The following is a 13619-nucleotide window of genomic DNA, read 5'->3' on the forward strand; positions in this document are numbered from 1 at the left end:
GACCGGGGCGTTTTTGTACGCGCCGTCTGACCTGCGAACGTGACGCTTGCGCCGTGGATCAGGTACAATTCCCGGCTATTTTTCGGCGGGCTATGCCTGCAGCCTTTTTGAGTGTTGATCCGTGAGTGATTTGAGTCATATCCGCAATTTCTCCATCATCGCCCACATTGACCATGGCAAGTCGACGCTGGCCGATCGCTTCATCCAGATGTGCGGCGGCCTTGCCGAGCGCGAAATGGAAGCCCAGGTACTGGACTCCATGGACCTGGAGCGTGAACGCGGGATCACCATCAAGGCCCATAGCGTCACCCTTTATTACACCGCCCGCGATGGCATCAAGTACCAGCTGAACTTCATTGACACCCCCGGCCACGTTGACTTCACCTACGAAGTCAGCCGGTCGCTGGCGGCCTGTGAAGGTGCATTGCTGGTGGTCGATGCCGGTCAGGGCGTTGAGGCGCAGTCGGTTGCCAACTGCTACACGGCGATCGAGCAGGGCCTGGAAGTCATGCCAGTCCTGAACAAGATCGACCTGCCACAGGCCGATCCGGATCGCGTCAAAGAAGAAATCGAAAAAATCATCGGCATCGATGCCACCGATGCGGTCGAGTGCTCTGCCAAGACTGGCCTGGGCGTCGACGAAGTGCTCGAACGCCTGGTTCACACCATTCCTGCGCCGACCGGCAACTACGAAGATCCGCTGCAAGCGTTGATCATCGACTCCTGGTTCGACAACTACCTGGGCGTTGTTTCCCTGGTACGCGTGCGTCATGGTCGTGTGAAGAAGGGCGACAAGATCCTGGTTAAATCCACCGGCAAGATCCACTTGGTGGACAGCGTCGGTGTCTTCAACCCGAAACACACTGCCACCGTTGACCTGAAGGCGGGCGAAGTAGGCTTCATCATCGCCGGCATCAAGGACATTCACGGTGCACCGGTCGGTGACACCCTGACCTTGAGCTCCACGCCAGACGTTGACGTGCTGCCAGGTTTCAAACGCATTCAGCCGCAGGTGTATGCCGGTCTGTTCCCGGTCAGCTCCGACGACTTCGAAGATTTCCGTGAAGCGCTGCAAAAGCTCACCCTCAACGACTCGTCCTTGCAGTACACCCCGGAAAGCTCCGACGCGCTGGGCTTCGGCTTCCGTTGCGGGTTCCTCGGCATGCTGCACATGGAAATCATCCAGGAGCGCCTGGAGCGCGAGTACGACCTGGACCTGATCACCACGGCGCCAACGGTAATTTTCGAGCTGTTGCTGAAAACCGGTGAAACGATTTACGTCGACAACCCATCGAAGCTTCCGGACGTGTCTTCGATCGAAGACATGCGTGAGCCGATCGTGCGGGCCAATATTCTTGTGCCGCAAGAGCACCTGGGCAACGTCATTACGCTGTGCATCGAGAAGCGTGGCGTGCAGCACGACATGCTGTTCCTCGGGTCGCAGGTCCAGGTGACCTACGATATTCCGATGAACGAAGTGGTCCTGGACTTCTTCGACCGTCTGAAATCCACCAGCCGCGGCTATGCTTCGCTGGATTACCATTTCGACCGTTACCAATCGGCTAGTCTGGTGAAACTGGATGTGCTGATCAACGGTGACAAGGTCGACGCCTTGGCGTTGATCGTGCACCGGGACAATGCGCACTACAAAGGTCGCCAGTTGACCGAGAAGATGAAAGAACTGATTCCGCGCCAGATGTTCGACGTCGCGATCCAGGCCGCCATCGGCGGGCAGATCATTGCGCGGACTTCCGTCAAGGCACTCAGAAAGAACGTATTGGCCAAATGCTACGGCGGTGACGTTAGTCGTAAGCGCAAGCTGTTGGAAAAGCAGAAGGCCGGTAAAAAACGCATGAAGCAGGTCGGTAACGTGGAGATTCCACAAGAAGCCTTCCTTGCAGTGCTCAGGTTGGATAGTTAGGTCCTATGTCACTAAATTTCCCGCTGTTGCTGGTCATCGCCGTGTTTGTCTGCGGCCTGTTGGCGTTGCTCGATTTGCTGTTCCTGGCGCCACGGCGCCGGGCTGCCATTAACTCTTACCAGGGTAGCGTCAGCCAGGCTGACATGGTGGTGGTCGAGAAACTGAACAAAGAGCCGCTGCTGGTCGAATACGGCAAGTCGTTTTTCCCGGTGTTGTTCATCGTGCTGGTGCTGCGTTCGTTCCTGGTGGAACCGTTCCAGATTCCTTCCGGCTCGATGAAACCGACCCTGGATGTCGGCGACTTCATTCTGGTGAGCAAGTTTTCTTACGGGATCCGCCTGCCGGTGATCGACAAGAAAGTCATCGAAGTCGGTGATCCGCAGCGCGGCGATGTCATGGTGTTCCGCTACCCGAGCGACCCGAACGTCAATTACATCAAGCGTGTGGTGGGCCTGCCGGGTGACCAGATTCGCTACACCGCGGACAAGCGTCTGTTCGTCAACGGTGAGTCGATTGCCGAACAACTGGTCGGCTCCGAGCCGGGCACGTTGGGCAGCGCCGAGCTCTACAAGGAAAAACTCGGCGTCGCCGAGCACCTTATCCGCAAGGAAATGAGCCGCTACCGTGCAACGCCGGATCATTCGTGGACCGTGCCTGCCGGGCACTACTTCATGATGGGCGACAACCGCGACAACTCGAACGACAGTCGCTACTGGGATGATCCGAGCATTCCCAAGGATCTGCTGGGCATGGTTCCCGACAAGAATATCGTCGGCAAGGCCTTCGCAGTCTGGATGAGCTGGCCGGAACCCAAACTCAGTCACCTGCCGAATTTCTCGCGGGTTGGCCTGATCAAGTAATCACACACGGCGCTGTTGAACACAGCGCCGAATGCATTTCTGGAACCGGCATAATCGGCGACAGAAGCATGAAAACAACGATATTCAGGACGTTATTTTTGAACACAGCGTTAATTGTCCCAAGCCTGCGCCATACCACGGCGATGGCGGTGGAATCCAGCCACGAACTCAGCGTGGGTAAACCGTGAGCGTCTCCTTAAGCCGTCTAGAGCGTCAGCTCGGCTACACCTTCAAAGACCAGGAACTGATGGTCCTGGCCCTGACTCACCGCAGCTTTGCCGGGCGCAACAATGAACGCCTGGAGTTCCTCGGTGATGCCATCCTCAACTTCGTCGCTGGCGAGGCGCTGTTCGATCGCTTCCCGTTGGCCCGCGAAGGCCAGTTGTCGCGTTTGCGCGCCCGCTTGGTGAAAGGTGAGACCCTGGCCGTACTGGCTCGTGGTTTTGACCTGGGCGAATACCTGCGCCTGGGCTCCGGCGAGTTGAAAAGCGGCGGTTTCCGTCGCGAGTCAATTCTGGCCGATGCCCTGGAAGCGCTGATCGGTGCGATCTATCTTGACGCCGGCATGGACATGGCGCGCGAGCGCGTGCTGGCCTGGCTGGCCGGAGAGTTCGAAGGCCTGACGCTGGTCGACACCAACAAAGATCCGAAAACCCGCCTGCAGGAATTCCTGCAGTCCCGTGGTTGTGAGCTGCCGCGTTACGAAGTGGTGGATATCCAGGGTGAGCCGCATTGCCGGACGTTCTTCGTCGAATGCGAAATCATCTTACTGAATGAAAAAAGCCGAGGTCAGGGTGTGAGTCGTCGTATTGCCGAACAGGTAGCGGCCGCCGCAGCACTGATTGCCCTGGGTGTGGAGAATGGCAATGACTGATACAACCGCAACTCGCTGTGGCTATGTTGCCATCGTCGGCCGTCCCAACGTGGGCAAGTCCACGCTGCTGAACCATATTCTGGGTCAGAAGCTGGCGATCACCTCGCGCAAGCCGCAGACCACCCGTCACAACATGCTCGGCATCAAGACCGAAGGCGCCGTTCAGGCGATCTACGTCGACACCCCGGGCATGCACAAGGGCGGCGAAAAGGCTCTGAACCGTTACATGAACAAAACCGCTTCGGCGGCGTTGAAAGACGTCGACGTGGTGATCTTCGTGGTTGACCGCACCAAGTGGACCGACGAAGACCAGATGGTCCTCGAACGAGTGCAGTACGTGACCGGCCCGCTGATCGTGGCGTTGAACAAGACCGACCGCATCGAAGACAAATCCGAGCTGATGCCGCACCTGAGCTGGTTGCAGGAGCAGCTGCCGAACGCGCAGATCATGCCGATCTCGGCCCAGCACGGGCACAACCTGGACGCGCTGGAACGAGTGATCGCCGAGCACCTGCCGGAAAACGATCACTTCTTCCCGGAAGATCAGATCACTGACCGCAGCAGCCGTTTCCTCGCCGCCGAACTGGTGCGCGAGAAAATCATGCGCCAGTTGGGCGCCGAGCTGCCGTACCAGATCACCGTGGAAATCGAAGAGTTCAAGCAGCAGGGCAAGACCCTGCACATTCATGCCTTGATCCTCGTCGAACGTGACGGTCAGAAGAAAATCATCATTGGCGACAAAGGCGAGCGCATCAAGCGCATCGGCACCGAGGCGCGCAAGGACATGGAGCTGCTGTTCGACTCCAAGATCATGCTCAACCTGTGGGTCAAGGTTAAGGGCGGCTGGTCCGATGACGAACGTGCGTTGCGTTCGCTGGGTTACGGCGACCTGTAAACCGTTTGGCAGCACATAGATCTACTGTGGGAGCGGGCTTGCTCGCGAAGAGGATGTAACATTCAGCATTGATGTTGACTGTTATACCGCTTTCGCGAGCAAGCCCGCTCCCACATTGGTTTTGGGTTGTTTGTAAAACTGCGTTCCGTCATTGAGAACTCTGACTCCCATGTCTCAAACCCCCATCGGCCAACCCGCCTACGTCCTCCACTCCCGCGCCTACCGCGAAAGCAGCGCGCTGGTGGATTTCCTTACGCCGCAAGGTCGGCTGCGCGCGGTGTTGCGTAGCGCGCGGGGCAAGGCAGGGACGTTGGCGCGGCCGTTCGTGCCGCTGGAAGTCGAGTTCCGTGGCCGAGGCGAGTTGAAAAATGTCGGCCGCATGGAAAGCGCTGGTGTTTCCACCTGGCTCAACGGCGAGGCGCTGTTCAGCGGTCTTTATCTCAACGAATTGCTGATTCGCCTGCTGCCCGCCGAAGACCCTCATCCCGCGGTTTTCGATCACTACGCCGCGACCTTGCTCGCCCTGGCCGAAGGCCGCCCGCTGGAGCCGTTGCTGCGCTCTTTCGAATGGCGTCTGCTCGACGACCTCGGTTACGGCTTTGCATTGAGCATCGACATCCACGGCGACCCCATTGCGCCAGATGGCCTCTACCGCTTGCAAGTGGATGCAGGCCTGGAGCGGGTCTATCTGCTGCAACCGGGCCTGTTCAACGGCACTGAACTGCTGGCGATGGCCGATGCCGACTGGTCCGCGCCCGGCGCACTGTCCGCCGCCAAGCGCTTGATGCGTCAGGCATTGGCCGTTCATCTGGGCGGGCGTCCTCTGGTCAGTCGCGAGTTGTTTCGCAAGCCATAGTGTCGCAAGCCATAGGAGTTGGTGATGCTTGCGTCAACAGACCCAAGCTCCCCGTGTATGCTGTGCACCGAACTTTCCCTTATTTTCAGGAGCGCTTCCGTGACCACCAGCAATCGCATTCTTCTTGGCGTGAACATCGACCACGTTGCCACCCTGCGTCAGGCCCGGGGTACTCGCTACCCGGATCCGGTCAAGGCAGCGCTGGATGCGGAAGAGGCGGGCGCTGACGGCATCACCGTGCACCTGCGCGAAGACCGCCGGCACATTCAGGAGCGCGACGTCCTGTTGCTCAAGGACGTGCTGCAAACCCGCATGAACTTCGAAATGGGCGTCACCGAAGAAATGATGGCTTTCGCCGAACGCATTCGCCCGGCACATATTTGCCTGGTCCCGGAAACCCGTCAGGAGCTGACCACCGAAGGCGGTCTGGACGTGGCAGGGCAGGAGGCGCGAATCAAGGCAGCGGTGGATCGCCTGGCGAAGATCGGCTGTGAAGTGTCGCTGTTCATCGACGCGGACGAGCGGCAGATCGAAGCATCCCGTCGTATTGGTGCGCCAGCCATTGAATTGCACACCGGGCGTTATGCGGACGCCGAGACGCCGACTGCAGTGGCCGAGGAGCTGAAGCGCGTGGCCAATGGCGTGGCCTTCGGCCTGGCCCAGGGCCTGATCGTCAACGCCGGTCACGGCCTGCACTATCACAACGTCGAGGCTGTTGCGGCGATCAAGGGCATCAACGAACTGAACATCGGCCATGCATTGGTGGCTCATGCGTTGTTCGTCGGGTTCAAGTCGGCGGTGTCGGAGATGAAAGCGCTGATTCTGGCAGCTGCGTTGAAAGGTTAGATCGGCGGCGCTGCCATCGCGGGCAAGCCACGCTCCCACAGGTCCGAGTTGAACGACAACTATGTACTCGACGCGGACCTGTGGGAGCGTGGCTTGTCCGCGATGGCGTCCTTGAAGGCAGCGAAGATTTAGAGCGGAGGGGTTTCCTGGCTCGGCTTGGTCTTGTCGACCCCCGGCACATGCAGATTGCCCTCAGCGATCTGATTGCCTTCCAGTTGCGGCTGCGTGACCCACGTCAGGATGTCGTAGTAACGACGAATGTTTGCCACGAAGTGCACCGGTTCGCCGCCCCGGGCGTAGCCGTAACGGGTTTTGCTGAACCACTTCTTCTCGGAAAGACGCGGCAGGATTTTCTTCACGTCCAGCCACTTGTCCGGGTTCAGGCCTTCCTTGGCCGCCAGTTTGCGTGCGTCATCCAGGTGGCCGCTGCCGACGTTGTAGGCTGCCAGTGCGAACCACGTACGATCCGGCTCCTGGATCGACTCGTCCAATTGATCCTTCATGTAGGCCAGGTACTTCGCGCCACCCATGATGCTTTGTTTGGGGTCAAGGCGATTGGATACGCCCATCGCTTGCGCCGTGTTCTGGGTCAGCATCATCAATCCGCGTACGCCGGTCTTGGACGTGACCGCCGCTTGCCACAGTGATTCCTGATAACCGATCGCCGCCAGCAGGCGCCAGTCGACTTTTTCTTTCTTGGCGTACGCCTTGAAGTGCTGTTCGTATTTTGGCAGCCGTTGCTGCAAGTGCTGGGCGAAGGTGGTGGCGCCCATGTAGCCGAGTACATCGACGTGGCCGTAGTAACGATCTTTCAGACGTTGCAGGGTGCCGTTTTTCTTCACCTTGTCGAGGTAGGTGTTGATCTCGTTGAGCAGGCTGTTGTCTTCGCCAGCGGCCACGGCCCAGCTCTGATTACTGGCGTCACCAAGATCGAAGGCGACCCGCACGTTGGGGAAGTACACCTGGTTCATCGCGACTTCGTTGGAATCGACCAGGGTCAGATCGATCTGGGCTTCGTCGACCATGCGCAGCAAGTCGACCACTTCAACCGCGTCGGACTCTTCGTATTCAATGCCGGGATATTTCTTTTTCAGCTCTGCCAATTGCTCGGCGTGAGTGCTGCCCTTGAGCACCATGATCTTCTTGCCGACCAGGTCGCCTGCGTCGGTCGGCCGTGACTGGCCGTTGCGGTAGATGATCTGTGGGGTGACTTCGAGGTAGGAGTGGGAAAACCGCACCTGTCTTTTACGTTGCTCGCTGCTGACCAGGCCGGCAGCAGCCAGCACCGGGCCATTGGGCTTGCCCACCTGACTGAACAGGTCATCGAGGTTGTCGGCGGTTTCGATCTTGAGTTCCACCCCCAGATCGTCGGCGAAGCGCTTCACCAGCTCGTATTCGAAGCCGGTTTCACCGTTGCGATCCTGAAAGTAGGTGGCGGGACTGTTACGGGTAACCACCCGCAGCACGCCATCCTCCTTTACGCGCTCCAGCGTGTTGGGTTTATCAACACAGCCGCTGAGCATCAGGAAGAGTCCGGTTGCGATCAGCCATTTGGCATACCGCGGACGCAAAGCCGTTGGGGAAAACATCTGCGCAGTATACGCAAAGGACCACGAGCGCCATATCTCGACAGCAAAGGGCTTGTCTGCTAGAGCGTCTATAACCCGCTTGGAGCCCGCAGGAATGGGCCTGAACAGCATTTTGTGACAGAAAAAATAACCCTCGACACGCACCTGTTTCGGGCCCGAATACCCGGCCCGACGTTCGGGTACAGCCGTGCGTACCGTTTCGGGTGCTGTCGCGGGCGGTTTAGGCTAGAATGCACGGCCTCAAAGCACACCCCTTCCCGAGGCTGTCCCGAAGATGTTGATCCTGCGCGGCGCTCCTGCCCTTTCTGCCTTTCGCCACAGCAAACTCCTTGAGCAACTGAGCCAGAAGGTTCCGGCTGTCAGTGGCTTGTATGCTGAATTCGCTCACTTCGCCGAAGTTACCGGCGTCCTGACCGGCGACGAACAGCAGGTGCTCGCGCGCCTTCTGAAGTACGGCCCAAGCGTTCCAGTACAAGAGCCAACCGGTCGTCTGTTTCTGGTGTTGCCACGTTTCGGCACCATCTCACCGTGGTCCAGTAAAGCCAGCGACATCGCTCGCAACTGTGGTCTTACCAAGATCCAGCGCCTGGAGCGCGGTATCGCGTTCTACGTCGCCGGCCAGTTCAGCGACGCCGAAGCGCAGCTGATCTCGGACGCGCTGCATGACCGTATGACCCAGATCGTCCTCGGTAACCTCGAACAAGCCGCCGGCCTGTTCAGCCACGCCGAGCCCAAGCCCCTGACCGCGATCGACGTGTTGGGTGGCGGCCGCGCCGCGCTGGAAAAAGCCAACACCGAGCTGGGCCTGGCGCTGGCCGAAGACGAAATCGACTATCTGGTCAACGCCTTCGTCGGCTTGAAACGCAATCCGCACGACATCGAACTGATGATGTTTGCTCAGGCGAACTCCGAGCACTGCCGTCACAAGATCTTCAACGCAAGTTGGGACATCGACGGTCAGAGCCAGGAAAAAAGCCTGTTCGGCATGATCAAGAACACCTATCAGATGCACAGCGAAGGTGTTTTGTCGGCTTATAAGGACAACGCCTCGGTGATTGTCGGCTCCGTTGCCGGCCGTTTCTTCCCGGACCCTGAAACCCGCCAGTACGGCGCGGTGCAGGAACCGGTGCATATCCTGATGAAAGTCGAAACTCACAACCACCCGACCGCGATTGCCCCGTTCCCGGGCGCATCCACCGGTAGCGGCGGTGAGATTCGCGACGAAGGCGCAACCGGTCGCGGCGCCAAGCCAAAGGCTGGCCTGACTGGTTTCACCGTGTCCAACCTGCAAATCCCGGGCTTCGAGCAGCCGTGGGAAGTGCCGTACGGCAAGCCTGAGCGCATCGTTACCGCGCTGGACATCATGATCGAAGGCCCATTGGGTGGCGCCGCGTTCAACAACGAATTCGGTCGTCCGGCCCTGACCGGCTATTTCCGTACCTTCGAACAATCGATCACCACCCCGCGTGGCGACGAAGTTCGTGGTTACCACAAGCCGATCATGCTGGCTGGCGGCATGGGTAACATCCGTGCCGAACACGTACAGAAAGGCGAGATCACCGTCGGCTCCAAGCTGATCGTTCTTGGCGGCCCGGCAATGCTCATTGGCCTGGGCGGCGGCGCGGCTTCCTCCATGGCCACCGGCACCAGCTCGGCGGATCTGGATTTCGCATCCGTACAGCGCGAAAACCCGGAAATGGAACGTCGCTGCCAGGAAGTCATCGACCGTTGCTGGCAGTTGGGTGACAAAAACCCGATCAGCTTCATCCACGACGTCGGCGCGGGCGGTCTGTCCAACGCCTTCCCGGAACTGGTCAACGACGGCAACCGTGGCGGTCGCTTCGAACTGCGCAACATTCCAAACGACGAGCCGGGCATGGCCCCGCACGAAATCTGGAGTAACGAATCCCAGGAACGCTACGTTCTGGCAGTCGGCCCTGCGGACTTCGAACGCTTCCAGGCGATCTGCGAACGTGAGCGTTGCCCGTTTGCCGTGGTCGGCGAAGCCACTGCCGAGCCGCAGCTTACTGTCACGGATAGCCACTTCGGCAACAGTCCGGTGGACATGCCGCTCGAAGTGCTGCTGGGCAAAGCCCCGCGCATGCACCGTTCGGCCGTTCGCGAAAACGAGCTGGGCGACGATTTTGATCCGTCGACCCTCGAGATCGCCGACAGCGTCGAACGCGTTCTGCATCACCCTGCCGTGGCCAGCAAAAGCTTCCTGATCACCATCGGCGACCGCACCATCACCGGCCTCGTGGCCCGTGATCAGATGGTCGGCCCGTGGCAGGTTCCGGTGGCTGACGTTGCCGTCACCGCCACCAGCTTCGACGTCTACACCGGTGAAGCCATGGCCATGGGCGAGCGCACTCCGCTGGCTCTGCTGGACGCTCCGGCGTCGGGCCGCATGGCCATCGGCGAAACCCTGACCAACATCGCGGCGTCGCGCATCGCCAAAATCTCCGACATCAAACTGTCGGCGAACTGGATGTCCGCCGCCGGTCACCCGGGTGAAGACGCGCGTCTGTACGACACCGTGAAAGCGGTCGGCATGGAATTGTGCCCGGACCTCGGCATCACCATTCCGGTGGGCAAGGACTCCATGTCCATGGCCACCCGTTGGAACGACGACGGCGTCGACAAGACTGTGACTTCGCCGATGTCGCTGATCGTGACCGGTTTCGCGCCCGTGGCTGACATCCGTCAGACCATGACCCCGCAACTGCGCATGGACAAGGGCACCACCGACCTGATCCTGATCGACCTCGGTCGCGGTCAGAACCGCATGGGCGCTTCGATCCTCGCTCAGGTTCACGGCAAACTCGGCAAGCAGGCCCCGGACGTCGATGACGCCGAAGACCTGAAAGCCTTCTTCGCCGTGATCCAGGGCCTCAACGCCGACGGTCACTTGCTGGCTTACCACGACCGTTCCGACGGTGGTCTGCTGACCAGCGTGGTGGAAATGGCCTTCGCTGGCCACTGCGGCCTGAGCCTGAACCTCGACGGTCTGGCAGAAACCTCCGCCGACATCGCCGCGATCCTGTTCAACGAAGAACTGGGCGCTGTGATTCAGGTTCGCCAGGACGCCACTCCAGACATCCTCGCGCAGTTCAGCGCAGCGGGCTTGGGTGACTGCGTGTCGGTGATCGGTCAGCCGATGAACAACGGCGAGATCAGCATCACGTTCAACGGCGACACCGTGTTCGAAGGTCAGCGTCGTCTGCTGCAACGTCAGTGGGCTGAAACCAGCTACCAGATCCAGCGTCTGCGTGATAACGCCGACTGCGCCGAACAAGAATTCGACGTGCTGCTGGAAGAAGACAACCCGGGCCTGAGCGTCAAGCTCGGCTACGACGTCAACCAGGACGTCGCCGCGCCTTACATCAAGAAAGGCATTCGCCCTCAGGTTGCCGTGCTGCGTGAGCAGGGCGTCAACGGTCAGGTGGAAATGGCGGCCGCGTTCGACCGCGCCGGTTTCAACGCAATCGACGTGCACATGAGCGATATTCTGGCCGGCCGTGTCGACCTGAACGAGTTCAAAGGTCTGGTGGCTTGCGGCGGTTTCTCGTACGGCGACGTACTGGGTGCCGGCGAAGGCTGGGCCAAGTCTGCGCTGTTCAACAGCCGCGCTCGCGATGCCTTCCAGGGCTTCTTCGAACGTAACGACAGCTTCACCCTCGGCGTGTGCAACGGTTGCCAGATGATGTCCAACCTGCACGAGCTGATTCCGGGCAGCGAGTTCTGGCCGCACTTCGTGCGCAACCGTTCCGAGCAGTTCGAAGCTCGCGTGGCGATGGTACAGATCCAGGAGTCGAACTCGATCTTCCTGCAAGGCATGGCCGGTTCGCGCATGCCGATCGCCATCGCGCACGGTGAAGGCCATGCCGAATTCGCCAGCGAAGAAGCGTTGCTGGAAGCTGATCTGTCGGGTTGTGTGGCGATGCGTTTCGTCGACAATCACGGCAAGGTCACCGAAAACTACCCGGCCAACCCGAACGGCTCGCCGCGCGGTATCACCGGGCTTACCAGCCGTGACGGTCGCGTGACCATCATGATGCCGCATCCGGAGCGTGTATTCCGTGCGGTGCAGAACTCGTGGCGTTCGGAAGACTGGAACGAAGACGCACCTTGGATGCGTATGTTCCGTAACGCTCGCGTCTGGGTTAACTAAGCGCCGTGTACAAGCTCAGTTTTTTTGTTCCGGCCAGTCATGTCGAAGTGGTCAAAAGCGCTGTGTTCGCTGCCGGTGGCGGGCGGATCGGGGCTTATGATCACTGTGCGTGGCAGGTGTTTGGGTTGGGTCAGTTTCGTCCACTGGATGGCAGTCAGCCGTTTATTGGTGAGGCGGGGCAGGTCGAGCAGGTTGAGGAATGGAAGGTTGAGCTTGTGGTCAGCGATGAGTTGATTCGGGCGGTGGTGGTGGCTCTGAAAGAGAGTCATCCCTATGAGACGCCGGCTTATGAGGTATGGCGGTTGGAGGATTTCTGATCTTCGTGGCCGTTGAAATGAAAAACCCGCTGAAGTGATTTCAGCGGGTTTTTTTATATGCGCCTGGCATGGGCGCTATCTCCAACAAGCCGATCAGTCGATGTACTCAAACAACTTCACGATCTTCTGCACGCCGGAAACGCCTTGTACCAGATTGGTCGCCTGGGCTGCTTCCTGCTTGGTCAGCAGACCCAGCAAGTAGACGATGCCATTTTCGGTCACGACTTTGATACGCGAACCCGGGATGGAGGCGTCGGTGAGCATCTGGGTCTTGATCTTGGTGGTCAGCCAGGTGTCGTTCTGACGCGCCAGCAGCGACGAGGGCGCCAGTACTTGCAGTTCGTTGTGTACCTTCTTTACCCGCTGAACAGAGGCGGCAACCTGTTCGGCCTTGGCCTTGAGGTCGGCGCGAGGGGTTTGCCCGGCGAGCAGCACCACGCCGTTGAAGCTGGTGATGACGATGTGCGAGTTGTTGTCCAGGTCCGGATCGGCCTTGGCGATGTTTACACCGGCCTTGGTTTCGATCAGGGAGTCGTCGATCTTGCTGCCGAAGGTACGGGTGCCACGGTCATCGTCGATCGGCGCTTCACGGCTGGCGTTAACCACCGAGGTGCAGCCACTGATGCCAAGGCACAGGGTCAAGGCCAGAAGGCCTAGGCGATTAGGGGTCATTCTTCACTCCCGAACAGTTGGCTGTCGATCAAATCGCAAAGGCAATGGATCGCCAGCAGGTGGACTTCCTGAATACGTGCGGTGACGTTGGCCGGTACGCGAATCTCGACGTCCTCAGGCAAAGCAGTGACGCCATGCCGCCGCCATCACGACCGGTCAATGCTACGACAATCATTTCGCGATCATGTGCGGCCTGGATCGCTTGAATTATGTTCGCCGAGTTGCCGCTGGTGGAAATTGCCAGCAAAACATCACCCGGCTGGCCGAGGGCACGAATCTGTTTGGAGAAGATTTCGTTGTAGCTGTAATCGTTGGCAATCGAGGTGATTGTCGAGCTGTCGGTGGTCAGCGCGATGGCGGGAAGACTCGGGCGCTCGCGCTCGAAGCGGTTGAGCAGCTCGGATGAAAAGTGCTGGGCATCACCCGCAGAGCCGCCGTTGCCGCAGGAAAGCATTTTGCCTTCGTTGAGCAGGGCGTTGACCATCACTTGGCTGGCTTGCTCGATGTGCGGTGCAAGTACGTCCATCGCCATTTGCTTGGTGTCGATACTGGCCTGAAAAAGCTGGCGAATTCGGGATTGCATGTCCATCTGTGTGACCTTAATTAGCGCGGCTACTT

At 59.4% G+C, this 13619-nt stretch carries 10 protein-coding genes and 1 pseudogene; 8 read left to right on the forward strand and 3 right to left on the reverse strand.

Going from position 1 to position 13619, the window contains the following annotated elements:
• Positions 1–121 precede the first annotated feature (121 nt).
• The 6 genes from lepA to pdxJ all read left to right on the forward strand — a co-directional run bounded on the left by lepA (position 122) and on the right by pdxJ (position 6252).
• Positions 122–1921 carry a translation elongation factor 4 gene (lepA, locus tag AB4O41_RS22270; RefSeq protein WP_090188076.1) on the forward strand — a complete coding sequence of 600 codons (1800 nt, stop codon included), beginning with the start codon at positions 122–124 and terminating at the stop codon, positions 1919–1921.
• A gap of 5 nt (positions 1922–1926) precedes the next feature.
• On the forward strand, positions 1927–2781 hold the full coding sequence (gene lepB, locus AB4O41_RS22275; protein ID WP_460144727.1) for a signal peptidase I: 855 nt from the start codon (positions 1927–1929) through the stop codon (positions 2779–2781).
• Positions 2782–2965: 184 nt separating this feature from the next.
• On the forward strand, positions 2966–3655 hold the full coding sequence (gene rnc / locus AB4O41_RS22280; RefSeq protein WP_007905528.1) for a ribonuclease III: 690 nt from the start codon (positions 2966–2968) through the stop codon (positions 3653–3655).
• Positions 3648–4550, forward strand: a complete 903-nt coding sequence (era, locus tag AB4O41_RS22285; RefSeq protein ID WP_367372862.1) for a GTPase Era — start codon at positions 3648–3650, stop codon at positions 4548–4550. Before rnc ends, era begins: the two co-directional genes overlap by 8 nt.
• Positions 4551–4719: 169 nt before the next feature.
• Complete coding sequence (gene recO / locus AB4O41_RS22290; RefSeq protein WP_460144728.1) at positions 4720–5406, forward strand: DNA repair protein RecO; 687 nt, start codon at positions 4720–4722, stop codon at positions 5404–5406.
• A 99-nt stretch (positions 5407–5505) separates the two neighbouring features.
• Positions 5506–6252: a pyridoxine 5'-phosphate synthase gene (gene pdxJ / locus AB4O41_RS22295; RefSeq protein ID WP_460144729.1), complete on the forward strand. Its 747-nt coding sequence runs from the start codon at positions 5506–5508 to the stop codon at positions 6250–6252.
• 128 nt (positions 6253–6380) lie between these two features.
• On the opposite strand, the gene mltF is transcribed toward pdxJ, so the two are convergent.
• Entirely contained in the window at positions 6381–7841 is a 1461-nt protein-coding gene (mltF, locus tag AB4O41_RS22300) for a membrane-bound lytic murein transglycosylase MltF (RefSeq protein WP_460144730.1), read from the reverse strand.
• 274 nt (positions 7842–8115) lie between these two features.
• On the opposite strand from mltF, the gene purL reads away from it, so the two are divergent.
• The gene (gene purL, locus AB4O41_RS22305) at positions 8116–12012 is read left to right on the forward strand and encodes a phosphoribosylformylglycinamidine synthase (protein ID WP_460144731.1); all 3897 of its coding nucleotides are present in this window, start codon (positions 8116–8118) and stop codon (positions 12010–12012) included.
• A 5-nt stretch (positions 12013–12017) separates the two neighbouring features.
• Positions 12018–12329 (forward strand): YqfO family protein, encoded by a 312-nt coding sequence (locus AB4O41_RS22310; RefSeq protein ID WP_038981681.1) that lies wholly within the window; start codon positions 12018–12020, stop codon positions 12327–12329.
• A 93-nt stretch (positions 12330–12422) separates the two neighbouring features.
• Here the strand turns inward: AB4O41_RS22310 and AB4O41_RS22315 are convergent, their stop codons facing one another.
• Positions 12423–13001, reverse strand: a complete 579-nt coding sequence (locus tag AB4O41_RS22315; RefSeq protein ID WP_460144732.1) for a BON domain-containing protein — start codon at positions 12999–13001, stop codon at positions 12423–12425.
• Positions 12998–13590, reverse strand: a pseudogene (locus AB4O41_RS22320) (phosphoheptose isomerase). Before AB4O41_RS22320 ends, AB4O41_RS22315 begins: the two are co-directional and overlap by 4 nt.
• Positions 13591–13619: the final 29 nt, after the last annotated feature.

Source organism: Pseudomonas sp. S2_A02, assembly GCF_054668495.1.

Coding starts and splice junctions, on each gene's coding strand:
- era (WP_367372862.1), top strand. CDS start 3,648: ATGACTGATACAACCGCAACTCGCTGTGGCTATGTTGCCATCGTCGGC.
- lepB (WP_460144727.1), top strand. CDS start 1,927: ATGTCACTAAATTTCCCGCTGTTGCTGGTCATCGCCGTGTTTGTCTGC.
- recO (WP_460144728.1), top strand. CDS start 4,720: ATGTCTCAAACCCCCATCGGCCAACCCGCCTACGTCCTCCACTCCCGC.
- AB4O41_RS22315 (WP_460144732.1), bottom strand. CDS start 13,001: ATGACCCCTAATCGCCTAGGCCTTCTGGCCTTGACCCTGTGCCTTGGC.
- mltF (WP_460144730.1), bottom strand. CDS start 7,841: ATGTTTTCCCCAACGGCTTTGCGTCCGCGGTATGCCAAATGGCTGATC.
- purL (WP_460144731.1), top strand. CDS start 8,116: ATGTTGATCCTGCGCGGCGCTCCTGCCCTTTCTGCCTTTCGCCACAGC.